Origin of the sequence: Synechococcus sp. WH 8101, assembly GCF_004209775.1 — a bacterium.
Taxonomy (GTDB): Bacteria; Cyanobacteriota; Cyanobacteriia; order PCC-6307; family Cyanobiaceae; genus Synechococcus_C.
Map to the genome: position 1 here is coordinate 915,108 of NZ_CP035914.1, position 22,578 is coordinate 937,685.

Below are 22,578 nucleotides of genomic sequence, written 5' to 3' on the forward strand. Positions count from 1 at the left end.
GTTGGCTTGGCCCTGGCTCAGGCACTGCTGCCCAATCGACACCATTGGATCAGGGCATCGCCGCCGTCGCTGTAGTAATTGCGACGACAGCCGGCTGTCTGGAAGCCGCAATCCTGATAGAGGCTGACAGCGGCTCGGTTATGGCTGGCCACTTCCAGGGTGGCGTGGCGTGCCCCGGAGGCCCGGCCCTCCTCCATCAGAGCGACCAGGAGCTGGCGGCCGTGCCCCTGGCGTCGCCGCTCCGGTGCCACGGCGACGGCGGTGATATGCAGTTCATCCACCACCAGCCAGCCGCAGGCGAGGGCGATCAGGCCGTGGTGCTCAACGTGGCCGAGGCCAATCCGCCCCGGCTCGGAGAGTTCGCGTTGCCATTGCGCCAGGCTCCAGAGCCCCCCCAGGGCCGCCTGGTCGAGTTGATGACAGGCCGCTGCATCCGTGGCCCTGAGCGCCCTCACACTGCCGCTGGCCGCCTCGCTCATCGTTCCTTCAGGCCCTGTCACGCCGGTTCCTACATTGCCGGCCGAAAGAGCCATCCATCGCGTCATGCCGACCCCCTTTGAGCCGGGCTCTGATCCCCAGAGCCCGAACCGCAACCTCGCACCAGTCTCAGCGGCCCTGGATGAAGAGGGACGTTTGATGGTTGGCGGCTGCCGCCTCAGTGCTCTGTCTGAGCGCTACGGCACACCGCTGTATGTGCTGGATGAAGCGTCGATCCGCGCCGCCTGCCGCGCCTATCGGGAGGCACTGCAGCGTCACTACCCCGGCCCATCGCTGGCGGTGTACGCCTCCAAGGCCAACAGCTCCCTGGCGATGACGGCCCTGGTGGCGTCCGAAGGACTCGGCCTTGATGCGGTGTCCGCCGGTGAGCTGCTCACGGCGTTGGAGGGAGGCATGCCCCCCGAACGCATCGTCTTGCATGGCAACAACAAATCGGATGAGGAGTTGCTGCTGGCGTATCGCAATGGCGTCACGGTGGTGGCCGACAACCACCATGACCTCGAGCGGCTGGCCCAACTGGTTCCTGACGGTGGTGCGCCAGCGCGACTGATGCTGCGTTTCACGCCAGGTATCGAGTGCCACACGCACGAGTACATCCGCACGGGCCATCTCGACAGCAAATTCGGCTTCGATCCCGATCAGCTCGAATCGGTGCTCCGTTCCCTCAAAGGTGCCGCCTGGGCCGAGGTAAGCGGACTCCATGCCCATATCGGCTCCCAGATCTTTGAGCTCGATCCCCATCGCGATCTGGCGGCGGTGATGGCCGACGCCTTGCGGCTGGCCCGTGGCCTTGGTCATCCCGTGGAGGACTTGAACGTGGGCGGTGGCCTCGGCATTCGTTATGTCGAATCCGATGATCCGCCGAGCATCGACAGCTGGGTTCAGGTGGTGGCCAGCGCCGTCGCGAAAGCCTGTGAAGACCGACAGTTGAGCCTGCCGCGCCTGCTCTGTGAACCGGGCCGATCCCTGGTGGCCGCCGCCGGCGTCACGCTGTATCGCCTCGGTTCGCGCAAGGAAGTCCCTGGGCTGCGCACCTATCTCTCGGTGGATGGGGGCATGAGTGACAACCCACGCCCGATCACCTATCAGTCGCTTTACACCGCCTGTCTGGCCGACAGGCCGCAGGCTGCGGCCACGGAGACCGTGACCCTTGCCGGCAAGCACTGCGAATCCGGCGATGTGCTGCTCAAGGATGTAGCGCTGCCCGCCAGTGTCAGCGGTGATGTGCTCGTGGTGTTGGCCACAGGGGCCTACAACGCCTCGATGAGTTCCAACTACAACCGCATCCCGCGCCCGGCGGCGGTGTTGGTGCACGACGGCGAAGCCGACCTGATTCAACGGCGCGAGCGGCCAGAGGATCTGCTGCGCTACGACGAGATCCCGTCTCGCCTTAGCCCGGTAGGCTGAAGCTGGGATCTGGAGGACTGGCGTGAACGTGACGGGGGTGTTTCATCCGCGCCTGCTGCTTGACGTTCTGTTCGCTTCCGGTCTGGGTTTTCTGCTCTTTTCAAGGGTCAACGAGCAGCGGACTCTTTGGTTGCTGCGGGGTTACCTGCTGTTGGTGGCGCTGGCCTGGTTTGTGCAGCGTTTTGCCAACCTGCCGCTCACCTCGAAGCTGATCGATGCGCTGGTGCTCGCCTGCTCCCTGTCGCTAGCGGTGCTCTGGCAGGGGGAATTGCGCCGGCTGATGGAGTTGCTCGGCACCGGTCGTCTCGCCGTTCTGCTGGGCAATCCCCAGGGCAAGCAGCGGGCCACCGCCAGCACGGTGGCCCAGCTCACCGATGCCGCCGGTCGACTCTCGAAAGGGCGCCGCGGTGCCCTAATCGTGGTGGATCTCGGCAGTGATCTGCGGCCAGAGGATTTTCTCAATCCCGGCGTGGCGATTGATGCTGTCCTGAGCAGCGAATTACTGCTCAACCTGTTCGCCTCCGACACGCCTCTCCACGACGGTGCCGTTCTGGTGAAGGGCAGCCGAATCATGTCGGCCGGAGTGATTCTTCCTCTGTCACGGCAGGGCATCAGCCGCTACGGCACCCGCCATTTGGCAGCCCTGGGCATCACCGAACGGTTCGATCGCTGCATCTGCGTGGTGGTGTCCGAGGAGACCGGCACCCTCTCGCTGGCCAACCAGGGCCGCTTGGAGCGCCCGATCACCAGCAGCCGCTTGCAGGATCTGCTCACCGAGCTGATGGGTGTCTCGCCCCAGGCCGCCGTGGCCAAAACTGCTTCCACGCCCGTTGGGCGTAGCGTGAGCGTAGGCACCCAGGACCCGCTGTCGTGAGCCAACGCTTGGCCGCCCATTCCGACGACCCAAAGCTGAGGACGCTGCCAGCTGACCTCGATTCCAGCCGGCTGCCGGCCCATATCGCCGTGATCATGGACGGCAACGGACGCTGGGCCCAGGCGCGGGGGCTGCCAAGGGTGATGGGGCATCGCGCCGGCGTAGAGGCGCTCAAGACGACGCTGCGTCTCTGCAGCGACTGGGGTGTTTCGGCCCTCACCGCCTATGCCTTCTCCACCGAGAACTGGTCCAGGCCCGGTGATGAGGTCAATTTTTTAATGACCTTGTTCGAGCGGGTGCTGCAGCGGGAACTGCAGGCGCTGGAGGCGGAGCAGGTGCGGATCCGCTTTCTCGGAGATCTCCAGGCCCTGCCGTCACGGTTGCAGGATCTCATCGCCGAGGCGACGGCCCGCACCGCCGCCAACGCGGGGATTCATTTCAACGTCTGCACCAACTACGGCGGACGCCGGGAGCTGGTGCGTGCTGCCCGCCATCTGGCGGAGCAGGTGGCCCAAGGGGAGCTCGATCCTGCCCAGATCGATGAAAACCGCCTGGCGTCTGAACTGTTCACCGCCGGTGAGCAGGATCCCGACTTGCTGATCCGCACCAGTGGTGAACGGCGGATCAGCAACTTTCTGCTTTGGCAGCTGGCCTATGCGGAGATCCACGTCACCGAGGTGTTCTGGCCCGATTTCGATCACGCCGCCCTGCTCACCGCCCTGCGCGATTACCAGAGCCGCAGCCGCCGTTTCGGTGGTCTGCAGGGATGGAGTGAGTCAGACGCTCTGGGATCCTGAGACAACAACCTGAACGCAGCAGTGGAGGGATTCGGCGCCAATGAGCGATGAGCTGACCATGGCCCCGGTGGAGCGGCGTCATGACTGGAGTGTGGCCGAGATCCAGACCCTGCTGGAACTGCCCCTGATCGAGTTGCTCTGGCGGGCCCAGCAGGTGCATCGCCTCGCCAACCCTGGCTACCGGGTGCAGCTGGCCTCCCTGCTCAGCGTCAAGACCGGGGGCTGCGAGGAAGACTGCGCCTATTGCCCCCAGTCGATGCATCACAGCAGTGATGTGACCGGTCAGCCTGAGCTGGATGTGGCGCCTGTGCTGGAGCGGGCCAGGGCGGCCAAGGCCGCCGGTGCCGATCGGTTCTGCATGGGCTGGGCCTGGCGTGAGATCCGCGAGGGGGCAGCGTTCGAGTCGATGCTGGCGATGGTGCGTGGCGTGCGCGAACTGGGGCTGGAGGCGTGTGTGACGGCCGGGATGCTCACAGACGAGCAGGCGGAGCGTCTGGCGGCGGCGGGATTGACGGCCTACAACCACAACCTCGACACCAGCCCGGAGCACTACGACCAGATCATCACCACGCGCACCTATCAGGAGCGCCTGGAGACGCTGCAGCGGGTGCGGCGCGCCGGAGTGACCCTTTGCAGTGGCGGCATCATCGGCATGGGGGAGACGGTCCAAGACCGGGCCTCGATGCTGCAGGTGCTCGCCGCCATGAACCCCCACCCGGAGAGCGTGCCGATCAATGCCCTCGTTGCAGTTGAAGGCACGCCTTTGGAGGAGCGGGCGCCGGTGGACCCGCTGGAGCTGGTGCGCATGGTGGCGACGGCACGGATCCTGATGCCCTCCAGCCGTGTGCGACTCAGCGCAGGGCGAGAACAGCTGAGCCGCGAAGCCCAGATCCTCTGCCTGCAGGCCGGCGCCGATTCGATTTTTTACGGCGACACCCTGCTCACCACCGGCAATCCGGCGGTGGAGGCTGATCGGGCCCTGCTCGCCGCTGCCGGTGTGAAGGCCAGCTGGGAAGGGTCGGCCCGTTGATGAGCGAGCGACCGCCGATCCTGGTGGCGGCGTTCTATGCCTTCACCCCCGTGCCTGAGGCGACGCGGGAGTCGTTGCTCACGGCCTTGCCGGCGCTGGCATCCCGCGAAGGGGTGCTCGGCTCGGTGTTGATCGCCGCTGAGGGGGTCAACGGCACGATCAGTGGTGCGGAGGCGGGCGTTGAGGCGGTGCTGAACCAGTTGAGGGATGCCCTGTGGTTGGGGGAGGCGCCCTTCGCCCGGCTGGATGTGAAACGCAGCTGGTGTGCGCATCAGGCCTTTCGTCGCTTTCGGGCTCGCCGCAAGATGGAGATCGTCAGTCTGGGCTGTCCGGAGGTGGATCCGCATCGCAGTGTGGGCACCTATGTGGAGCCCGCCGATTGGAATGCCCTGATCGATGACCCAGGCACCCTGGTGATCGACACCCGTAACCACTACGAGGTGGCGATCGGCAGCTTTGAGGGCGCCGTGGATCCGGGAACCGCCAGCTTTCGCCAGTTCCCGGCCTGGGTGGAGCAGCACTTGAAGCCGCGGCTGGCGCAGCAGCGACCGCAGCGGATCGCCATGTTCTGCACCGGCGGGATTCGTTGCGAAAAGGCCAGCGGTTATCTGCAGCAACAGGGATTCGGTGAGGTGCATCACCTGCGCGGCGGCATCCTCAACTACCTCGAGCAGGTGCCCGAAGCACAGAGCCGCTGGCGGGGGGAATGTTTTGTGTTTGATCAGCGGGTTGCCCTCAACCATCGCCTCGAGCCCGGTGTGCACCAGCTCTGTCACGCCTGTGGCCTGCCGTTGACCCCGGAGCAGCTGGCGATGGACTCCTACAGACCCGGGGTGCAGTGTCTGCACTGCGTCGATCGGTTCAGCGATGCCGATCGGGCCCGTTTCGCGGAGCGGCAACGCCAGCTGCAGCAACGCCTCCAGAGCGACAAGCGCTGAGGTGCATCGGATGCCCGCGAGCCCGATCCTTTACAGCTTCCGCCGCTGCCCCTACGCGATTCGTGCCCGGCTGGCCCTGGCGGCGGCGGGGTTGCGGCCAGGACCTGATCTGGAGCTGCGTGAAGTGGCCCTGAAGGCCAAGCCGCCGGAGCTGGTGGAGGTCTCCGCCAAAGCCACCGTGCCCGTGCTGGTGTGTCCGCAGGGCGAGGTGATCGAGGAAAGCCTGGCGATCATGCATTGGGCGCTGGCTCAGGCCGACCCTGGCGGCTGGCTCGCGGGATGGAGTGCGTCTGATCGCGCCACGATTGAGGCCTTGATCCACGAGAACGACGGCCCTTTCAAAGACCATCTCGATCGCTTCAAGTATCCCGATCGTTACCCGGGCGCAGTTTCTGAAGCTCATCGCCAGGAGGCCCTGGCCATCCTGCGGCGCTGGAATGAGCGTTTGGCGGCTGCGGGTTGGCTGCTCGGTGCGCGGCCTTCCCTGGCGGATTGGGCCCTGATGCCGTTTGTGCGGCAGTTCCGCCTCGCCGATCCGGAGGGCTTCGACGCTGAGCCTGGGCTGGCGCCGCTTCAGGGTTGGTTGGCGCATTTGTTGCAGGGCCCCGAGCTCGCGGCGGTGATGGAGGCGCCCTGGGCATCGCGCAGCGCCTGGCGCTCCCAGGCCTGGCTGTATCACCTGGCGCTGCGGCCGGAGTGGCAGGCGGCGCGGCAATCGGGGACCTACGACCGTTCCACCCGGGGACAATCCCTGGAGGCGGTGGGCTTCATTCACCTCAGCGCTGCCGATCAGGTGGACGCCACCGCCCAGCGTTTCTACGCCGATCTGCCGCCCGGTGAGGTGCTGGAGCTGTGCATCGACCGCCAGCATCTGATCAGCGCAGGCCTGGAGGTGCGCTGGGAGCCGGTGCCGGGGAGCGGCGAGCAATTTCCGCACCTCTACGGTGCCCTTCCCCTCGACGCTGTGGTGTTGGCCCAGCCCTGGACACCATGACGGCACCCTCTTTGGCGGAGATCGAGCAGCTGGCGGCGTCGCGGGGGCTGTTGCTGCGCCTTCAGGTGGGGCGCCCTCTGGGTCTCTGGAGTCTGCGCCTGGTGGTGGCCCAGCCGCCGCAGACCCAGGGGCAACCCTTGCTGTTGCTGGGTGAATTGAAGGCCTGGGCCTATGGCGCTCCGGCTGGCCTCCAACTCGACACCATGCGGGTGCTGCCGGCCGCTCCTGCCGGCGTGGGGGCGTTGATCTGGGCCGCCACCTTCGCCTGGGCGTTGGACTCCACCCCCTGCCGCAGCGCTCGGCTGCTGGCGATCCGGGATGACGACCGTCAACATCGCCGCCTGGTGCGCTACTTCCGCCGGCTGGGGTTTGCGCCCCTGCGTGAAGTGGGAGCGGCGGCCGCTGATCTACCCCTGCGCATGGTGTGGGGTGGGGCTGGGCTGTTGATGCGGGGTGATTGCAGGGAGGGATTGGCTCGGGCCTGGCGGCTTGCTCAGCGGGCCTCGGCTGCGTGATAACTGCTGCGCACCAGCGGCCCTGAGCGCACATCAGCAAAACCCAGCTCCCGGGCGATGGTGCCCAGCTCTGTGAATTCCTCCGGTGTCCAGTAGCGATCCACCGGCAGGTGGGCCAGCGATGGGCGCAGGTATTGGCCGAGGGTCAGCCGCTGACAGTCGACGGCGCGCAGATCCCGCAGCGTGGCGATCACCTCATCGCGCGTCTCCCCCAAGCCCAGCATCAGGCCGCTTTTGGTGGGGATCTGGGGGGCCAGCTCCCGGGCGGCGGACAGGAGCCCGAGGGAGCGGCTGTAGGTCGCGCCCCGGCGCACCTCCCCCTGCAGGCGCTGCACCGTTTCCAGGTTGTGGTTGAAGCACACCGGATGGGCTGCGAGCACGGTCTGGAGTCGTTGCCGCTGGGCCTGTTCGCCCTCCCTGCACTCCCGGTGACCTCCCCAGAAATCGGGGGTGAGCACCTCGATCGCGATCAGGGGGTTGCGGGCCCGGATCGCCGCCATGGTGGAGGTGAACAGGCTGGCGCCGTGATCGGCGAGGTCATCGCGGGCGACGGCGGTGAGCACCACATAGCGCAGGCCCATGCGTTGCACCGCATCGGCCACCCGTTCCGCTTCGCCTGCATCGAGGGCCATGGGTGCCCGGCCCTTCTCCACCTGACAGAAGGCGCAACTGCGGGTGCAGATCGATCCCCCCAGCAGGAAGGTGGCGGTTCCGGCTGCATAGCACTCGGCACGGTTCGGGCAGCGTCCCTCTTCGCAGATTGTGTGCAGGGCGCCCTGCTTCACCACCGCTTGCACTGCCTCCAGCGCGCTGGCATTACCCACGGGCCGGCGCAGCCAGTGGGGCAAGCGCTCTTTGGGGCGCAGGCTGCTGTAGCGGCTGACTCGGCTCATACGACGTCTCGGCGACCTTCAAGCGCTCGACTCAGGGTGACATCGTCGGCGTATTCCAGCTCGCTGCCCACCGGCAGGCCGTAGGCGATCCGGCTCACCCGGGTGAAGGGCCGCAGCAGCCGGGCCAGATAGAGGCTGGTGGTGTCGCCCTCCACACTCGGGGTGAGCGCCAGGATCACCTCGCCGATGCTCTCCGCTTCCACCCGCTGCACCAGGCTGCTCACCTGCAGCATCTCCGGGCCGATGCCATCCATCGGCGAGATCAAGCCGCCGAGCACGTGATAGCGACCGCCGTATTCCCGGGTGCGCTCCAGGGCGAGCAGATCACGGGAATCGGCGACGACGCAGAGCAGGCCACTGGTGCCGCGTTCGGGATTGCAACAGATCTCGCAGGTTGGCTCGGCGCTGAGATGAAAACAGGTCTGGCACTGCCCCACTTGGCGACGGGCCGCCAGCAGTGCTTCCGCGAAGCTTTGGATCTGCTCCTCCGGTTGGCGCAGCAGATGAAGCGCAAGCCGCTGCGCGGTTCGGGGGCCGATCCCGGGCAATCGTTCAAATTGCTCGATCAACCGGGCCAGCGGTCGGGTGAAGCCGCTCAGGGATCTGCCGCGAATCCCACGAATTTAGGCAGGCTGCCCAGGGGCAGAATGGCCTCCAGTTCTGTTTTGGTCTTGGCGTCATGCGCTCGATCCTGCAATCGCCCTGGCGCCTGCTGCTCGCCCTGCTCTGTGTGCTGTCGCTTTCGGCCTGTGCTGGATCCACCGCCGGTTTGAACTCCTTTCAGAGCCCCGATGGGCGTTATGCCTTTTTGTATCCCACCGGCTGGACCCGGGTGGCTGTAAGCAACGGTCCCCAGGTGGTGTTTCACGACCTGATTCACAGCGATGAAACAGTGAGCCTGGTGGTGTCGGATGTGGACGCCAACGATGACCTCACCCAGCTGGGCAGCGCCGTGGCGGTGGGTGAGCGGCTTCGCCGAGACGTGATCGCTCCCCAGGGCAGTGGCCGCGCTGCCGATCTGGTGGAGGCGACGGAACGGGAGAGTGGCGGTCATACCTTCTACGACCTCGAATATGCCGTGCACCTTCAAGACCGTGACCGGCACGAACTCGCCACTGTGGTAGTGGATCGCGGCCGCCTCTACACCCTGGCCACTAGCACCAATGAGGAGCGCTGGCCGAAGGTGAAGGGTCTGTTCGACAAGGTGATCAGCTCCTTCACGCTGCTGATCTGATCGATTCCGACCTGAGCGGTCCTGAGCTCATCGGATCGTGGCCTGGGCCGTTTCAAGCAACTGTCCCCAGCAGCACAGCCATCCCCCTCCCCAGGGGCCATGCTTTGGCCCATGACGACGTCCTCCCGGGTTGAGCGCCTGAAAGGTCGCTGGAACGGCCTTTCCGACCACCAGCAGGTGGGAGCTTCCCTGTTGGGCGTGGGCGGCATCTTTCTGTTCTGGCTGGTGTTCTGGCCCGTACCCACCCAGGTGAAGGGCCAGGGGGTGCTGATCTACCCCAACAACGCCGGCGTGCTCAACGCCCGCGCCACCGGCCAGGTGCTCGATGTGAACGTGTCGGTGGGCGACAAGGTGCGCAAGGGGCAGGTGTTGATGACCCTTTATCTGCCGGTACTCGAACGGCAGCTGGAGCAGCAGAAGGGCAACCTGGCCCAGTTGGTGAGGCAGAACAACGAACTCAACCAGCGCGACGCCCTGCGGATCAACACAGCCCAGGTCGCGCTCGACACGACCCTGGCCAAGTTGGCTGATGATCAGGCCCGTCTCAGCCAGCTCCAGGCCACCTATGGCAGCAAGGTGGAGAACCTCAACTGGCTTTCCAAGCGCGCCGTGGTGGCGCCGCTCTCCACCGCTGTGGTGTCGGCCGAGCAGGGCCTCACCAGCACGAGCGTGCAACTGGATGACATCAAGATTCAGCGCAAGGAAGCGGTCACCAACTTTCAGCAGATCAAGCTGAACATCGAAACCGAACAGCTCAATCGCAATTACCAGATCGATGACCTGAAACGTCAGATCAAGGTCACCGAAGCCCAGATTGCTTACGACGGCACGATCACGGCGGAACGCAGCGGCACCGTTCTCGATCTGCAGGTGATCCCAGGGCAAACGATCAAAGCGAAGGATCGTCTGGGCACGATCGGCCGCGCCGAAGCCCCACCGCCCGGTGAGAAAAAAGATGGCGGCGACCTGATCGCCGTCGCCTACTTCCCCCCCGCCGATGCCCGCCGCTTGCCGCTCGGGCTCCCTGTGGAGGTGGTGCCCCTCTGGAATCAGCGCGGTCGCTTCGGGGGGATTGAAGGCACGGTGCGCAGCGTGCTCACCCTGCCGGCCACCCCGGAAGACATCTCCACCACCGTGGGCAACACCCAGCTGGCTAACGAGCTGGTCAAGGAGGGGCCGGTGATGCGCGCCGAGATCAGTCTCGATCGTGATCCCCGCTCCGACGACGGCTACCGCTGGACCCTCTCTGGCGGCAGCGGTGTCTTCCCGATTCGCGATGGCTTGACCGTCGACACCTTCGCCTACGTGGAGTGGCGTTCGCCGATCACCTACATCTTGCCCGGGCTGCGCTCGCTCACCGGCGGCTATCGCTCCCTGCGGATCGATCGCCTCTGGAACCTGCCCTTCCTGCGCCAGCCCGGTACCCCTCGCTAGCTCGCCAGTCCCGATGTCTCTTCGTCCTTTGCTGCGTCAGGAACTGCCCTGGTTGATCGCCGAGGTGGTGCTGTTGATTGTGCTTATGAATGCCAATCCGCCCGAGCTGTGGTTCTGGTTGGTGGTGTTCCTGGTGGTGTTTGGCTACCGGATCGAACGGTGGTGGTCGTCAAGGGCGCTCTGAGCGGTTGAGCGTGAGTTGGGTGGGAACCGCTACCGAGGGGTCACTGGGCATGGGCAGCAGTTCGCGCAGCAAGCGGGCGTAGGTGGTGTTCACATCCACGGTGGCGAAGAGGCGGCGCACCAGGGAATTCACCAGTCGCTCCTGGGTCACCGAGAGATCGATTTCATTGGCCAGACCGGTCTGATAGCGCAGCTTCGTGTCGCGGAAGGCCTCCTTGCTCGCCCCCACGGCCCGTCGAGCCGACACGAGCTTGGCGAGGCTGGCTTCATGGTTGAGGAAGGCCTGCTCCAGGCGTAGACGGATGTCGTTGCGGGTGCTGGCGTAGCGCTGCGCTTCCGCCCGTTCCTTCAGCGCCAGGGCTTTGACGCTGTTGGCGGTGGTGCCGGCATCGAAGATCAGCCAGTTGAAGGCCAGACCCACCGACCACTCGTAACCGCTCACCTGCTCCAGTGGAAGGAAGGTGGCACCGCAACAGCCACCGCCGATGACCGAGAAATTGAACAATCGCTCCACCGACCCCAGACCACCGGCAGCGGCGAACAGGCTCAGCTTGGGCAGCAGCTGGGCGGCGGTGGCGTCCTGGCGCAGGGCGAGGGCGCGGCGGGTGGCGAGGATCGCTTCCAGTTCGGGGTTGTTGTCGTAAGCCGCCAGCAGGGTCTGCTCCAGATTGAGGGGCCAGGCCGGTTGCAGGCTGATCGGATCGGCGGCGCTGGGGGTGACCGAGGCCGGCAGGTTGAGCACGGTCCAGAGGCGGCGGCGGGCGACGGCACGGTCGGCCAGGGCCTGAATCAGATCCTCCTGATCAGCCGACAGCACGGCGCTGCGACGCAGCAGGTCGACCCTGGGCACCAGGCCGGCCCGCTTGAGGTCGAGCACGTCTTCGAGCACCACCAGATCGGTGCGCACCACCGCATCGCGGATGCGCACCAGCTGCTCGCTGCGCTGCAGGTCGTAGTAGGCCTCGCTCACCGCCAGCTGCAGGGCGCGCAGGTCGTTGGCGTAGGTCTTCTCCTGCTGTTCGAGCACGGCCTGGGCAGCCCGCACCCGCGGCGTCCGGGCGAAGTCGATCACCGCGTAGTTCAGTTGCAGGCCCGCATCGGCCGACACACCGTTGGCGACGGCTCCCAGGCCTCCTCCGGCTGGCACGTAGAACGGCCCGGCGGAATCGCCGCTGACTGATGTGCCGTTTTTGGTGAGGGCGAAATTCGGCATCTGCCCCTGGGTCGCAAAGGGGGGCCCAAAGCCGTAGGTGTTGTTGCCGTAGGGGGAGTAGGTGGTGGTGCCACTCTGGAAGCCCTCGACGTTGCCGAACACGCTGATCGTGGGCCAGTAGCTGCCGGCCGCGGCGGCCACGGTGGCGGCCTGGGCGGCGATCTGATCCCGCTGCACCTGCAGGTTCGGGTTGTTCTGGAAGGCGATCGCGATCGCGTCCTTCAGGCTCACCGCCTTGATCTGGTTGGCGGGGGTGCCTGCGTTCGGCAGGCTCAAGGGCGCATCTGGACGAGCCTCCTCGGGGCTGAGGGGACCGGAAGGCGGTTGGTTGGCATCGAGCAGGTTGGCGGGTACCTCGGGGGCGGCCAGATCGTCGCTGCTGTCAAGGCCTGGCGCCGGACCCAGCATCGAATCGAGCGCCTCCATCTGGCGGTTGAGCTGATTCCAGCTTTCTTCCAGCTGGCGGGTGCCGCCGCCGGTGTTGAGGGGGGGCACCGCGGTGGCGCGGGGTTGCACCGGCTGTGCGCCAGCGGGAGAGAGCGCTGTCAGCAGAGTGAGCAGCGGCGTGAGACGGGAACAGCGGCGGAGAATCAGGAGCACAAGTCCGGCGCTGGTCATCGCAATCCGCCTGATCCTGCCGAGCCATCGCTCGCCAGCGCCTGGGCAAGGACAGGTGTTGATCCGGCCAGGCCTGGGGTGTTGTCTCGGGTGATCATCACCATGTGTCCCAACAGCGATGCCCGCAGCACCATCTGGCGCAACCGTTGGGCGCTCACCTGGGCCTGGGCTGATTTGGTGGTCTGAAGTACTTGGTGCTCAAGCTCGTTTGCCTCGGTTTGGAGGTCCTGAAAGGCGCTTTTCAGGGCCTCGCAGCGCATGGTTTGTTGATTGAGAAGTGAGGGGCGCCTGATTTCATCAGCGAGTGTGTTCAGAAGCGTGATTTCCTTTTCCAGCACCCTCACCTCTTGTGTGTGGAGGTGGCGGACGTCGTCGGGAAAATGAATCGGTGCCGGCAGGCCCCGAAGCCCATCGATTGTGCTGAGCAGCTGGGAGCTGAGGAGATCCAATTGGCTCCAGAGACGATGCAGGGGGTGGTTCTCGGGGCTGGCTCCCAGCTCCATCTGGGCCGTCTGGCGCTGTTGGCGGATGGTGTTGATTGTGTTTAGAAGAGTGGTTCTACGGGTGCGTCGCTCTGTTGTGGAAAGTCGATGGGGCCTCTCCTGCTGGAGTTGGTGGGATTCGAGATTCAGTTCCTCAGCAAGTGAATCAAGGAAGGAAGCCCATTGCTGATGCAGCTCTGGGATGGTGCGACTTGGCCAGATCCATCGGGCAGCCCACAGGGAGATGACGATGCCCAGCGAGGTCCAGAACAGGCGTAGCGGTCCCCAGACGGTTTCTTCGCTGTTGTGAACCAACCAGCCCATGATGATGATGTTGCCCGCCACCTTGTAACCCACCTGCAGGCCAAGCGCTCCGCCCAGGAGGCGTGTTGCCCCCAGAGCCAGACCCAGGGAGAGAGCGAGTGGGAGTTGCAGGCTGCGCGAGAAGATCACCAGCAGGATCACCCCCATGAGCGACCCAAGCAGCCGTTGGATGCCCAGCTTCAGCGAACTGCCGTAGGAACTGGAGAGCACGGCTGCCGTGGTCATCGGCAGGTAGTAGCCGAAAGGGATGTCGCTGAGCAGACCGAAGCCGGCGCTCAGGCCGGTCACCACGGCCAGGCGTAGATCGCTTCGCACCACCCAGGGATTGCGTTGCGTTGTCTTTGGCGTTGGAGCAGCCATTAGGCCATCGCCCGTTCAAGAATTTGTTGGCTCCGAATCAGGCGAGTGAGCCGCGTCACCTGCTCCTCAAGGGCGATCCGTTGGGGCACGCTGAGTTGTTGCGTGTCGCGGGGAAGCATTAGTGCCTGGAGGTGTAACGGTTGCTGGGGATCTAAATAGCGACCCAGTTCAGGCAACGCGAGCATTCCCTCCTCCGGCCGCAAGCGCTCCAAGAGGCGCTCCACGAGCAACCAGCGCACCTGCAGGCAGCGCAGCAGGCTCATCCGTTGTGGCCAACGGCGTAGGCGCAAGCGCTGGATGTGGCGAGGTCCGAGGCTTTCCTCCACATTGATCAGGCGTTGCAGTTCCAGCAGGCTGCGCGTAATCGCTTCCGAATCAATCGGTTCCGGCGCTGGGCCTCGGCCCTGGAAGGCGGCGCTGTGGGCCTTCAGGCGGTGATGCAGGATCGCCACCAAGTCATCGCTGAGCTCCTGCATGCGGGCCAGCCGATTCTTCGGCCAGAACAGGCGACCCATCAGCAGGGCCACAACGATGCCCACCACCGTGTCGACGCTGCGGTTGAAGACGTAGCTCCAGTTCAGCAGGGCGTAGCCCGGAATTCCCAGGAACATGATCGTAATCACCGCGGCGGTGGAGAGGCCGCTGCTCCAGCCGAGGCGCCGCAGCAGCGGAATCGAGATCAAGAGGCTCACCAGGATGCCGATCCAACCGGAGAGGATCGTGTGCACCACAAAGGTCACCAGCCCGCCGGTGACCGTGCCCAGGATGCGACCCCGGGCTGCCCGCAGGGAGTTGTCGTCCTGGTCGTCGACCACGAAGGTGACGGCGAGCAGGGGGTACCAGAGATAGGTGATGCGCTGAAAATGCTGGGCGATGGCGCAGGTGATCAACACGCTCAGCCCGAGACGCAGGCTCTGTCGCAGCAGATTGCCGTTCACGCCGAAGCTCACGATCGCTGCCATTGTGCGGGCACGGCCTCGTTGTCGCCCGTGTTGTCGCCCGATTTCCTCTCCACCGCGCTGTCGCACACCACCGATCTCGACCTCGACGCGCTCTGGCGCATGGGTGCTGCGGTGGCCTGTGGCTCCGCTGTGGGGTTCAACCGCTTCCGCACCGGTCGCGATCATCCGCATCGCTTACGCGTGCATGTGCTCGTGGGGCTCAGTGCCTGTCTCCTGGTGCTCGCGGCCGGTGATGGGCTGGATAGCCGTAGTCGGGCGATTCAGGGGGTGGCCACGGGGGTGGGGTTCCTCGGTGCCGGCGAGATTCTTCAGGAACCGCGCTCGCGCAAGCGCGGTGAGCCGGCCCATGTGCGCGGCCTCACCAGCGCCGCGTCGATTTGGTTCACCGCGGCGTTGGGGGTGACCGTGGCCACGTCCACGCCATCGATTGTGCTCATCGCTCTGGTGCTGGCCCTGATCGTGCTCAGCTTTGGGGGTCAGAACAACACCCGGTAGCGCCAGCTGCTCGTTTCACTGGCATCGGCACCGCTGCTGTTGCCCCCGGGCCATTCGGTGTCGAGATAGCTGATGCCATTGCGGTCGAACGGCGTGGCCTTGAGCCGCTCGGTTTCCAGATCGGTAGTGCCCATGGCGGTGATCAATCCACCGAGTTCCATCGGCCCTAGATCGGTTTTGAGATTGCGCCCTGCGGCCGTGATCAGGGCGGGTAGGCGCACCAGATTTTCCGGTCGTTTCAGCGAACTGAACAAACTCTTGAGCACCAGTTGTTGGCGCGCGAGCCGGCCTAAATCGCCTTCGCCGTCGTGGCGCCAGCGCAGAAAACCCTCCAGATCTCGTCCTTTGAGGGTCTGCGGTCCCGGTTGAAGATCAATCTCCAGCCCCTGCGAGCGGTCGAGGTAATACAACCGCTTGGGTACATCCACCCGCACGCCGCCCACCAGCTCACCCATGGTGCGGATGCCTTCCAGGTTCACCAGGATGTGGTGTTGGATCGGTCGCCCCATCAGCCGCGAGAGCTCCTGCTTCACCGCCTCCGCGCCACCCCGGGCATAGAGGGCGTTGACCTTCATCGGGCCGAAATTGCGCGAATCGATGTAGCTGTCTCTAGGGATCTGGGTGATGCGGGTTTCGCCGTTCTCCACCCGGATGGTGAAGATCGCATCGGTGTTGCCGCCACCGGCATCCATGCCGAGCACCACCACTTCTCTGTTGCCGAAGCCCGACCAGGCGGCGAAGGGATTGCTGATTGGCAGCAAGGAGTCACCGGCTTCCGTTGCGGGTCCCGGTGCTAAGGAGCGTCGCAGGGGGATGGAAAGCAGCAACCCCGCACCCAGGCCGATGCTCACGGCGATGAGCAGGGAACGGGCGGCTGTTGGCCTTGGGTACGGCGCTTTCATCGGCCAACTTTAGCCATGCCTTTTTCTTTTCTTAAGCTTGGTCTCCAGCGCTGCTGGCGTCGTGTTGCAGCGGTTCAATGCAGGGGCTCGCTGATCACCATGGTGGGGCAAGCGAGCTGGCGGATGAGGCCACTGGTGCGATCGCTTGCCGGGATGGGCAAGCCGGCCACCCGGCGGCGCTGGGAGCGGAGAATCACCAGATCATGGTGGCGGCTGGAGCGTTCGATCATCTGGTCGATGCCTGGCCCTTGCACCAGATGGATGCGGATGCGCTCGTGCGATTCCCCTGGGGGATGCCAGCGCCGCAGTTCCCGTTCGATCCATTGGCGATCGTGGCGGCTGAAACGGGGATCAACGATGTGCAGCAGGGTGATCACCCCTGAGGCTCCGCCCCCGCCATGGTTCAGCAGGCGCTGCGCCAGTTCGAACTGCTCGCGCGCGCTGGCGGACAAGTCCTTGATCGGGACGAGGATCCGTTGCAGCTCTTCCGGATCCCGTCCGGCCAGATTCACCACCACCACAGGACAGTGGGCGCTGCGGCAGACCCCATCCACCAGATCACCGAACAGCCACTGGCGCAGTTTGTCGGGCTGTCCTGTCCCGATCAGCAGCAGATCGGCCCCCTGTTCCAGGGCGCTGCGACTCATGCCACCGGCGATGTCTTCATCCAGCCGCAGCAGGCAGTGCGTCGGCACCCCAAGGGTGGATCCGATGGCCGTGGCCTGTGCCAGTCGCTCTCTGGCGGTGGCGACGGCCCGGGTGAGACTGCCACGGGCTTCCTCCAGGCTTGGGCAGACCAGAGCCATCGGCAGCAGCTGGCCGGAGTGGTCTGATCCTCCAGTCAAGAGACGTGAGGCCATGCTCAGCAGGCCGTACTCCGTCGCGGGATTCGCCACTGGCACCACGATTTTCAGGGGACGTCGAACCACCGCTCTGGGTGGATCTGCGAGGTCATCACCGGATGTACTCGCAAGAAGCGATGGTTTGGAGGTGACGAGGAAGGATTTGGTGTCGTCATCAGGTTCGACAAGTTGTGTGACGGAGCGAGCCGTGAGCGCTGGCCCAAGGGACGCTGTCACCACCATCATTGCGAGGACTCCGTTGAGCACAGAGGCACTCAAGAGGCCCGCTTCATACCCCACAAAGGCCGCAGCCAGAGTCGCGGCAACCTGAGGCATGGCCAAAGACCACATCATCACCACTTGATTGCCGTTGTAGCCAAAGAGTTTGCCGGCGATAAAGCTGACAATCCCTTTGCATGCAATCACTCCAAACACCATTAAGGCGGTGAGTTCAAACTCGCTGATGCTGTTGCGAAGACTGTTGAGATCGATCAGTAATCCAAGATGAATAAAAAAGATTGGGATAAAAAGAGCTCCCCCAACAAAGATGATTTGTTGCTTTGCCTTGCCTTCAGGTAGAACAGAGTTGATGGCCAGGCCGGCTAGAAAAGCGCCCACGATTTTTTCGACGCCAGCCAGTTCGGCTCCGAGTGAAGCGATAAAGAGGGTTAGTAGAACGGCGAGGAAAATCCGGTTTTCATCGTTGATGCTGCTTTTGAAAATCTTTTCTCCGATCGTGCGGATGCTGACAACAACAAGGACTGCGAACAAGCAGACGCTGGCAATCAGGCTGATGACGCTGGGAACTGAAAACGATCCCTTGCCGAGCCCCATGGCAATTGCGAGGACCAGCAGTGAGGCGATGTCGGTGAGAATTGTGCTGCCAACGCTCACAACGACCGATTCATCGCGTTGGGCTCCGTAGCTGCGGACAATCGGGTAGCCAAGAGGGGTGTGGGTGGCAATCAATGTGCCCACAAGAATGGATGGAACAAGGGGGAAGCCGAACAGGATTCCGATGCCTGTTCCTGTTGCCATGCCAAACAGAAAGTGGAGAATTCCGAGTGTTAAGGAACGGGTCTTGACGCGGCTGAATTCGTCAAGATCGATCTCTAGCCCTACGATGAAGAGGAGATAAATGGCGCCAATATCCGAGAAAAGATTGACGGTTTCTCCGCCGGGTTGTAGCCAGTTGAGGAGGTTGGGGCCAACGAGGATTCCTGCGATCAGCAGACCCACCAGGTCGGGTAAACCTGTTTTTCTGACGATGGGTGGCACCAGCATCGAGATCCCCACCAGCAGAGCGAAAACCCCCAGCGGGTGGTGAAAAAGCTGAGAGATCGATGCGGTTGATGGCGCGGCCGCAGCCAGCGAGGCATTCATCAGAGGGCGAGGGCTTCGTCAGGACGCAGGCCTGCCTGCACTCGCCAGAGATCGGCGTAGGCGCCACCGCAGGCGATCAGGGCGTCGTGCGTGCCTTTCTGGGCAATGCGTCCGTGATCCATCACCACAATCCGGTCCGCGTGCCGCACGGTGCTGAGGCGGTGAGCAATCACCAGTGTGGTGCGGTTGGCCGTGATCTGCAGCAGCGAGCGTTGAATCGCCGCTTCTGTTTCGTTGTCCACCGCTGCAGTGGCTTCATCGAGCACCAGGATCGGCGCATCTTTGAGGATCGCCCGCGCCAGGGCGATGCGCTGGCGTTGTCCGCCTGAGAGCCGCTGGCCACGTTCGCCCACCACGGTGTCGTATCCCTCGGGCAGGGCGGCAATGAAGGCATGGGCCTCGGCCAGTTCGGCAGCGTGACGCACGGCTGCGGCACTGGCCTGCTCCTGGCCGTAGCGGATGTTGTCGGCGACGCTGCCATGAAACAGATACACGTCCTGGCTCACCAGGGCGATGCAGCGCCGCAGATCGGTGAGATTGAGCTGGTCGATCGCCAGGCCATCCAGGCAGATTCGCCCGGCCTGGAGGGGATAGAGGCGCAGCAGCAGTTTCACCAGGGTGCTCTTGCCCGATCCGGTGGCGCCGACAATGCCCACAGTTTCACCGGCGTTGATCCGAAGGCTGAAGTTCTGCAGCAGCGGTGCCCGCTCGCGGTAGTGGAAGTCGACCTGGTCGTAGCTGATGGCGCCTCGGAGCGTGTCCGGGTGGAGCCGCCGTTGGCCTCCGGTGATTCGGATCGGCGTGTCGATCAGATCCAGCACCCGCCGGGTTGAAGCCATCGAGCGCTGATAATCGTCGAGGGTGCGGCCCAGGGTGGTGAGGGGCCAGAGCAATCGCTGAGTGATGAACACCAGGAAGCTGTAGGTGCCCACGGCGATCGACCCTTGCCAGGCCTGCAATCCGCCGATGAGCAGGATCGCCAGGAAGGCGAACAGGATGGCGAAGCGAATCAGGGGGATGAAGGCGGCGGAGAGACGGATCGCCCGGCTGTTGCTTTGCCTGTAGGCGTCACTGGCCTGGCGGAGTTGCTCCAGTTCCCAGGCTTCGCTGGTGAAGCTCTTGATCGTGAGCATGCCGCCCAGATTGTTGGCGAGCCTGGCGGCCATCGCACCGGCCCGATCGCGCACGTCGCGGTAGCGGGGAGCGAGGCGCTTCTGGAAATGGAGTGACCCCCAGAGGATCACCGGGATGGGCAGATAGGCAAACAGGGCGACGCCGGGTGCCATCACAGCCATCGCTCCGCCCACCAGCACCACCGTGGTGATCAGCTGCAGGATCTCGTTGGCGCCGTGATCGAGGAACCGCTCCAGCTGGTTGATGTCATCGCCGAGCACGGTGAGCAAGCGGCCGCTGCTGTCGTTTTCGAAGAAGGCCATCTCCAGGTTCTGAAGATGGTCGTAGGCCTGGAGGCGCAGGCTGTGTTGGGTGGTCTGGGCCAGGTTGCGCCAGAGCACGCCATAGAGATATTCGAACAGCGATTCCGCACTCCACACCAGGAAGGAGAGGCCAGCCAGCACGCCGAGCTGACTGGGGACGGTCACGGCGCCCAGTCTGGCCAGCCAGGAGGTCTGCTGTTGCACCACCACATCCACAGCGAGACCGATCAGCACCGGTGGCGCCAGATCGAAGAACTTGTTCAACAGGGAGCAGGCGCTGGCGGCCAGCACCAGGCGGCGATGGGGGGCCAGGTGGGCGAGCAGCCGCTGCAGGGTGGAGGGGGGATGTGCCATCGCTGCATTCAAGGCCAGGCGCCGGTGGAGCTGTGCAACGCTCAAGCGATTGAGCGAGTGGCCCCGATGCATGCGTTCATCAGTCCTGCCGATCAACTGCGGGCGATCTTGGCGGGGGAGTCGTGCCAGGTGATGCCCTGCTGCTTCGATGCCCTCTCGGCGCGGTTGGTGGAGCGGGCCGGCTTTCCGCTCACCTTCATGAGCGGCTTCTCGGTGGCCGCGGCGCGGGCCGCGTTGCCCGATACGGGCTTGCTCACCGTGACGGAGATGCTCGATCAGGGGCGCTCGATCTGCAGTGCGGTGCGCATCCCGGTGATCGGCGATGGCGACACGGGCCATGGCAACGCGGCCAACGTGCAGCGCACCATGCACCAGTTCGCCCGGGCCGGGTTCGCGGGGATCATGTTGGAAGACCAGCTGGCCCCGAAGCGCTGCGGCCACACGGGGGTGAAGGAGGTGGTGAGCCGCGAGGAGGCGCTGGGCCGGATTCGCGCCGCGGCGGCGGCCCGCGCCGAAGGCGCCGATCTGGTGATCGTGGCGCGCACCGATGCCCGCTCGGCCCTGGCGGCCAGCCATGGCGATGAGGCTGCGTTGGAGGAGGCCCTGTGGCGCTTGAAGGCCTTCGCTGAGCTGGGCGCCGACGTGTTGTTCCTGGAGGCGCCCCGTTCGGAGGCGGAGCTGCGCCGCTTCTGCGCCGAGGTGCCCGGCTGGCGCATGGCCAACATGTTGGAGGGAGGCTTCACGCCGCTTTTGCCGCCCGCACAGTTGGCGGCGATGGGCTTCCGGCTGGCGGCCTATCCGCTCACCCTGCTCTCCTGCGCCGCCGCCGCGATGCAAGCCGCCCTGGCGGATCTGGCGGCCGGGCGTCCACCGGAGCGGATGCTGGAGTTTGCGGAGCTGCGTGAGCTGGTGGGGTTCGATCAATACGACGCCATGCTGCAAGCCCACGCCCGTAGCTCACTGTGAAGCTGTTGCTGATGAACAGTGCAGGGGTTGCCCCCGGCGTTAGACCAGTGGTGTCACCACCAGGAGGTGTTCATGACACGGACCCGAGACTTCCATCGCTTCCACCGTTGGACCGCCAAGTTGCGTCGTCGCAGCCTGCGCCAGGCTCTGCCGGAGCCCCGCGAAGGCGAACTGCAACCCACCCATCCCGTGGCCGAGGTGCGTTGCCGCGAGTGGCAGCGGGATCAGCTGCATGATCTGATCGAGCTCGACGAGGCTGAGGCGATCGCCTGACCTCTTGAAGTCGCAAAAAAGCCCTGGGCCGGCCAGTTGACCGAAACCCAGGGCTTTCTGTTGAGCGGACGCGATTGCTCAGAGGGGCTGGATCACCAGCGGTTGCCACCGCCATAACCACCACCGCCGCCGCCGCCACGGTTGCCGCCACCGCCGTAGCCGCCACCACCACCACCGGTGCGCTCGCGCGGGGTCGCTTTATTGACGCGGATCATGCGGCCCATCCACTCCACGTTCTGGAGATCGTCGATCGCTTTCTGCTCGTCGCTGTCGTTGTTCATTTCCACGAAAGCGAAGCCACGCTTGCGGCCGGTTTCGCGATCCAGGGGCAGGCTGGCGCTCTTGACGTCGCCGTACTGGCTGAAGAGGTCGAGCAGATCCTCCTGCTCCGCTTGGAAGGAGAGATTGCCGATGTAGATGGTCATTCCTGTTTGGACCGATGGAGAAATGTGATCAGTGAAGCCGTGGTCCGAAAAGGAAAGTCCTTGATGCTGAAGCCGTGTGAAGCTGAAGCCTGGGGGAGCGAGCCGATCAGAGCCGAACGCTGAAGCTGATGCGGTTCCAAACTACAGGGGCATGTGCTCAGTGAGTTTCTATCGCGCGCTGTTCACAGGATTGTGAAGGGAAGTGGAAGAAGCCGGGGCTGGCCGCGCTCATGCATCATTGTCAGAAGATCCTGACAGGAGGGAGCGATGGGGCTGGCTTCGATCCGGGCGCTTCAGTGGACGGCGGAGGGTGAACTCAGCCCCTCCGATCGCTTGGACCTGCTGCAGTCGCTGGTGCATTGCAGCGTGCCAGAAGTGCAATACGAACTGGTGCGCGCTGTGGAACTGCTCAGCGTCACCCAGCTGGATGTGTCCAGTCAGGTCACGGTGTCCTGACTGGCGCTTTCAAATTTTGTAGCGAGCGGCTGCCTTCTGCTTGCAGCTCTCCTGGGCGGACTGAATCGAGGCGCCGCTGTTCACCTCAGCCAGAAAGCAGTTGCAGGTGTAAGTGCCCATTCCTGCCGGTGGCGTTTTGCCGGCATGGCTCATGGCGGCATTGAAGCCAGCGAGGCAGAGGCGTTGGATCATGCCGTCGTCTCCGGCGGCCCAGCCACTGGCCGGAACGGCCGCAGAGAGGCCCAGGCCGGCCGTGGTGGCAAGCAACAGTGTTGAGAGGGTGCGCATGA

The 22,578-nt window shown here is 64.7% G+C and carries 25 protein-coding genes; 14 read left to right on the forward strand and 11 right to left on the reverse strand.

The genetic code is table 11. The annotated features are described in order from the left end of the window. Positions 1-17: 17 nt before the first annotated feature. Positions 18-479 (reverse strand): GNAT family N-acetyltransferase, encoded by a 462-nt coding sequence (locus SynWH8101_RS04590; RefSeq protein WP_130128756.1) that lies wholly within the window; start codon positions 477-479, stop codon positions 18-20. A gap of 64 nt (positions 480-543) precedes the next feature. Here SynWH8101_RS04590 and lysA point away from each other — a divergent pair, with 64 nt between their 5' ends. Genes lysA through SynWH8101_RS04625 form a run of 7 tightly spaced genes read left to right on the forward strand, consistent with a single transcriptional unit; the run spans position 544 to position 7,053 of the window. Beyond that, entirely contained in the window at positions 544-1,905 is a 1,362-nt protein-coding gene (lysA, locus tag SynWH8101_RS04595; RefSeq protein WP_130128757.1) for a diaminopimelate decarboxylase, read from the forward strand. A gap of 22 nt (positions 1,906-1,927) precedes the next feature. Beyond that, positions 1,928-2,779 carry a diadenylate cyclase CdaA gene (cdaA, locus tag SynWH8101_RS04600; RefSeq protein ID WP_130128758.1) on the forward strand — a complete coding sequence of 284 codons (852 nt, stop codon included), beginning with the start codon at positions 1,928-1,930 and terminating at the stop codon, positions 2,777-2,779. Continuing rightward, on the forward strand, positions 2,776-3,576 hold the full coding sequence (locus SynWH8101_RS04605) for an isoprenyl transferase (RefSeq protein WP_130128759.1): 801 nt from the start codon (positions 2,776-2,778) through the stop codon (positions 3,574-3,576). Before cdaA ends, SynWH8101_RS04605 begins: the two co-directional genes overlap by 4 nt. A gap of 40 nt (positions 3,577-3,616) precedes the next feature. After that, positions 3,617-4,606, forward strand: coding sequence for a biotin synthase BioB (bioB, locus tag SynWH8101_RS04610; RefSeq protein WP_130128760.1), 990 nt, complete (start codon positions 3,617-3,619; stop codon positions 4,604-4,606). After that, a complete protein-coding gene (locus SynWH8101_RS04615; RefSeq protein ID WP_130128761.1) occupies positions 4,606-5,544 on the forward strand; it encodes a rhodanese-related sulfurtransferase in 939 nt (312 codons plus the stop codon). Before bioB ends, SynWH8101_RS04615 begins: the two co-directional genes overlap by 1 nt. A gap of 10 nt (positions 5,545-5,554) precedes the next feature. Next, positions 5,555-6,538: a DUF952 domain-containing protein gene (locus tag SynWH8101_RS04620; RefSeq protein WP_130128762.1), complete on the forward strand. Its 984-nt coding sequence runs from the start codon at positions 5,555-5,557 to the stop codon at positions 6,536-6,538. Next, entirely contained in the window at positions 6,535-7,053 is a 519-nt protein-coding gene (locus SynWH8101_RS04625) for a hypothetical protein (RefSeq protein ID WP_130128763.1), read from the forward strand. Before SynWH8101_RS04620 ends, SynWH8101_RS04625 begins: the two co-directional genes overlap by 4 nt. On the opposite strand, the gene lipA is transcribed toward SynWH8101_RS04625, so the two are convergent. Beyond that, a complete protein-coding gene (gene lipA, locus SynWH8101_RS04630) occupies positions 7,032-7,946 on the reverse strand; it encodes a lipoyl synthase (protein ID WP_130128764.1) in 915 nt (304 codons plus the stop codon). The genes SynWH8101_RS04625 and lipA overlap by 22 nt on opposite strands. Then, positions 7,943-8,524 carry a recombination mediator RecR gene (gene recR / locus SynWH8101_RS04635; protein ID WP_174719539.1) on the reverse strand — a complete coding sequence of 194 codons (582 nt, stop codon included), beginning with the start codon at positions 8,522-8,524 and terminating at the stop codon, positions 7,943-7,945. The genes lipA and recR overlap by 4 nt, the downstream gene beginning before the upstream one ends. Positions 8,525-8,625: 101 nt before the next feature. On the opposite strand from recR, the gene psbP reads away from it, so the two are divergent. From psbP to SynWH8101_RS14020, 3 genes are all read left to right on the forward strand, one after another. After that, complete coding sequence (gene psbP, locus SynWH8101_RS04640) at positions 8,626-9,180, forward strand: photosystem II reaction center PsbP (RefSeq protein ID WP_130128766.1); 555 nt, start codon at positions 8,626-8,628, stop codon at positions 9,178-9,180. Positions 9,181-9,291: 111 nt separating this feature from the next. Next, a complete protein-coding gene (locus SynWH8101_RS04645) occupies positions 9,292-10,614 on the forward strand; it encodes an NHLP bacteriocin system secretion protein (RefSeq protein WP_130128767.1) in 1,323 nt (440 codons plus the stop codon). A 13-nt stretch (positions 10,615-10,627) separates the two neighbouring features. Continuing rightward, on the forward strand, positions 10,628-10,798 hold the full coding sequence (locus SynWH8101_RS14020) for a hypothetical protein (RefSeq protein WP_165380919.1): 171 nt from the start codon (positions 10,628-10,630) through the stop codon (positions 10,796-10,798). Here SynWH8101_RS14020 and SynWH8101_RS04650 read toward each other — a convergent pair. From SynWH8101_RS04650 to SynWH8101_RS04660, 3 genes are read right to left on the reverse strand one after another with little or no spacing between them, the layout of a single operon-like run. After that, positions 10,784-12,628 (reverse strand): TolC family protein, encoded by a 1,845-nt coding sequence (locus SynWH8101_RS04650; RefSeq protein ID WP_130128768.1) that lies wholly within the window; start codon positions 12,626-12,628, stop codon positions 10,784-10,786. The genes SynWH8101_RS14020 and SynWH8101_RS04650 overlap by 15 nt on opposite strands. Next, on the reverse strand, positions 12,625-13,794 hold the full coding sequence (locus SynWH8101_RS04655; protein WP_130128769.1) for an FUSC family protein: 1,170 nt from the start codon (positions 13,792-13,794) through the stop codon (positions 12,625-12,627). The genes SynWH8101_RS04650 and SynWH8101_RS04655 overlap by 4 nt, the downstream gene beginning before the upstream one ends. After that, positions 13,794-14,756 carry an aromatic acid exporter family protein gene (locus SynWH8101_RS04660; protein WP_130128770.1) on the reverse strand — a complete coding sequence of 321 codons (963 nt, stop codon included), beginning with the start codon at positions 14,754-14,756 and terminating at the stop codon, positions 13,794-13,796. The genes SynWH8101_RS04655 and SynWH8101_RS04660 overlap by 1 nt, the downstream gene beginning before the upstream one ends. Positions 14,757-14,783: 27 nt before the next feature. Between SynWH8101_RS04660 and SynWH8101_RS04665 the strand changes: the two genes are divergently transcribed. Then, a complete protein-coding gene (locus SynWH8101_RS04665) occupies positions 14,784-15,251 on the forward strand; it encodes an MgtC/SapB family protein (protein ID WP_254428109.1) in 468 nt (155 codons plus the stop codon). Here the strand turns inward: SynWH8101_RS04665 and SynWH8101_RS04670 are convergent. The 3 genes from SynWH8101_RS04670 to SynWH8101_RS04680 all read right to left on the reverse strand — a co-directional run bounded on the left by SynWH8101_RS04670 (position 15,233) and on the right by SynWH8101_RS04680 (position 20,168). After that, positions 15,233-16,153 carry an LCP family protein gene (locus SynWH8101_RS04670; RefSeq protein WP_130128771.1) on the reverse strand — a complete coding sequence of 307 codons (921 nt, stop codon included), beginning with the start codon at positions 16,151-16,153 and terminating at the stop codon, positions 15,233-15,235. The genes SynWH8101_RS04665 and SynWH8101_RS04670 overlap by 19 nt on opposite strands. A gap of 74 nt (positions 16,154-16,227) precedes the next feature. Next, complete coding sequence (locus SynWH8101_RS04675; protein ID WP_130128772.1) at positions 16,228-18,378, reverse strand: cation:proton antiporter; 2,151 nt, start codon at positions 18,376-18,378, stop codon at positions 16,228-16,230. After that, positions 18,378-20,168 (reverse strand): ABC transporter ATP-binding protein, encoded by a 1,791-nt coding sequence (locus SynWH8101_RS04680; RefSeq protein ID WP_130128773.1) that lies wholly within the window; start codon positions 20,166-20,168, stop codon positions 18,378-18,380. Before SynWH8101_RS04680 ends, SynWH8101_RS04675 begins: the two co-directional genes overlap by 1 nt. A gap of 66 nt (positions 20,169-20,234) precedes the next feature. On the opposite strand from SynWH8101_RS04680, the gene SynWH8101_RS04685 reads away from it, so the two are divergent. Both SynWH8101_RS04685 and SynWH8101_RS04690 read left to right on the forward strand, forming a co-directional pair. Next, the gene (locus tag SynWH8101_RS04685) at positions 20,235-21,134 is read left to right on the forward strand and encodes an oxaloacetate decarboxylase (protein WP_130128774.1); all 900 of its coding nucleotides are present in this window, start codon (positions 20,235-20,237) and stop codon (positions 21,132-21,134) included. A 72-nt stretch (positions 21,135-21,206) separates the two neighbouring features. Beyond that, positions 21,207-21,407, forward strand: a complete 201-nt coding sequence (locus SynWH8101_RS04690) for a hypothetical protein (protein WP_130128775.1) — start codon at positions 21,207-21,209, stop codon at positions 21,405-21,407. 92 nt (positions 21,408-21,499) lie between these two features. On the opposite strand, the gene SynWH8101_RS04695 is transcribed toward SynWH8101_RS04690, so the two are convergent. After that, on the reverse strand, positions 21,500-21,832 hold the full coding sequence (locus SynWH8101_RS04695; RefSeq protein ID WP_130128776.1) for an RNA-binding protein: 333 nt from the start codon (positions 21,830-21,832) through the stop codon (positions 21,500-21,502). A 267-nt stretch (positions 21,833-22,099) separates the two neighbouring features. Between SynWH8101_RS04695 and SynWH8101_RS04700 the strand changes: the two genes are divergently transcribed. Next, positions 22,100-22,288 (forward strand): hypothetical protein, encoded by a 189-nt coding sequence (locus tag SynWH8101_RS04700; protein WP_130128777.1) that lies wholly within the window; start codon positions 22,100-22,102, stop codon positions 22,286-22,288. A 9-nt stretch (positions 22,289-22,297) separates the two neighbouring features. Here the strand turns inward: SynWH8101_RS04700 and SynWH8101_RS04705 are convergent, their stop codons facing one another. Beyond that, positions 22,298-22,576: a hypothetical protein gene (locus tag SynWH8101_RS04705; RefSeq protein WP_130128778.1), complete on the reverse strand. Its 279-nt coding sequence runs from the start codon at positions 22,574-22,576 to the stop codon at positions 22,298-22,300. Between the last annotated feature and the right edge of the window lie 2 nt (positions 22,577-22,578).

Excerpts from the sequence above, each read along its gene's own strand:
- SynWH8101_RS04705 (WP_130128778.1), bottom strand. The coding sequence starts at position 22,576 with ATGCGCACCCTCTCAACACTGTTGCTTGCCACCACGGCCGGCCTGGGC.
- SynWH8101_RS04650 (WP_130128768.1), bottom strand. The coding sequence starts at position 12,628 with ATGACCAGCGCCGGACTTGTGCTCCTGATTCTCCGCCGCTGTTCCCGT.
- lysA (WP_130128757.1), top strand. The coding sequence starts at position 544 with ATGCCGACCCCCTTTGAGCCGGGCTCTGATCCCCAGAGCCCGAACCGC.
- SynWH8101_RS14020 (WP_165380919.1), top strand. The coding sequence starts at position 10,628 with ATGTCTCTTCGTCCTTTGCTGCGTCAGGAACTGCCCTGGTTGATCGCC.
- SynWH8101_RS04625 (WP_130128763.1), top strand. The coding sequence starts at position 6,535 with ATGACGGCACCCTCTTTGGCGGAGATCGAGCAGCTGGCGGCGTCGCGG.
- SynWH8101_RS04655 (WP_130128769.1), bottom strand. The coding sequence starts at position 13,794 with ATGGCTGCTCCAACGCCAAAGACAACGCAACGCAATCCCTGGGTGGTG.
- psbP (WP_130128766.1), top strand. The coding sequence starts at position 8,626 with ATGCGCTCGATCCTGCAATCGCCCTGGCGCCTGCTGCTCGCCCTGCTC.
- SynWH8101_RS04685 (WP_130128774.1), top strand. The coding sequence starts at position 20,235 with ATGCATGCGTTCATCAGTCCTGCCGATCAACTGCGGGCGATCTTGGCG.
- SynWH8101_RS04690 (WP_130128775.1), top strand. The coding sequence starts at position 21,207 with ATGACACGGACCCGAGACTTCCATCGCTTCCACCGTTGGACCGCCAAG.
- SynWH8101_RS04680 (WP_130128773.1), bottom strand. The coding sequence starts at position 20,168 with ATGGCACATCCCCCCTCCACCCTGCAGCGGCTGCTCGCCCACCTGGCC.
- lipA (WP_130128764.1), bottom strand. The coding sequence starts at position 7,946 with ATGAGCCGAGTCAGCCGCTACAGCAGCCTGCGCCCCAAAGAGCGCTTG.
- SynWH8101_RS04660 (WP_130128770.1), bottom strand. The coding sequence starts at position 14,756 with ATGGCAGCGATCGTGAGCTTCGGCGTGAACGGCAATCTGCTGCGACAG.
- SynWH8101_RS04620 (WP_130128762.1), top strand. The coding sequence starts at position 5,555 with ATGCCCGCGAGCCCGATCCTTTACAGCTTCCGCCGCTGCCCCTACGCG.
- SynWH8101_RS04700 (WP_130128777.1), top strand. The coding sequence starts at position 22,100 with ATGGGGCTGGCTTCGATCCGGGCGCTTCAGTGGACGGCGGAGGGTGAA.
- SynWH8101_RS04670 (WP_130128771.1), bottom strand. The coding sequence starts at position 16,153 with ATGAAAGCGCCGTACCCAAGGCCAACAGCCGCCCGTTCCCTGCTCATC.
- SynWH8101_RS04675 (WP_130128772.1), bottom strand. The coding sequence starts at position 18,378 with ATGAATGCCTCGCTGGCTGCGGCCGCGCCATCAACCGCATCGATCTCT.
- SynWH8101_RS04695 (WP_130128776.1), bottom strand. The coding sequence starts at position 21,832 with ATGACCATCTACATCGGCAATCTCTCCTTCCAAGCGGAGCAGGAGGAT.
- SynWH8101_RS04615 (WP_130128761.1), top strand. The coding sequence starts at position 4,606 with ATGAGCGAGCGACCGCCGATCCTGGTGGCGGCGTTCTATGCCTTCACC.
- SynWH8101_RS04590 (WP_130128756.1), bottom strand. The coding sequence starts at position 479 with ATGAGCGAGGCGGCCAGCGGCAGTGTGAGGGCGCTCAGGGCCACGGAT.
- SynWH8101_RS04645 (WP_130128767.1), top strand. The coding sequence starts at position 9,292 with ATGACGACGTCCTCCCGGGTTGAGCGCCTGAAAGGTCGCTGGAACGGC.
- bioB (WP_130128760.1), top strand. The coding sequence starts at position 3,617 with ATGAGCGATGAGCTGACCATGGCCCCGGTGGAGCGGCGTCATGACTGG.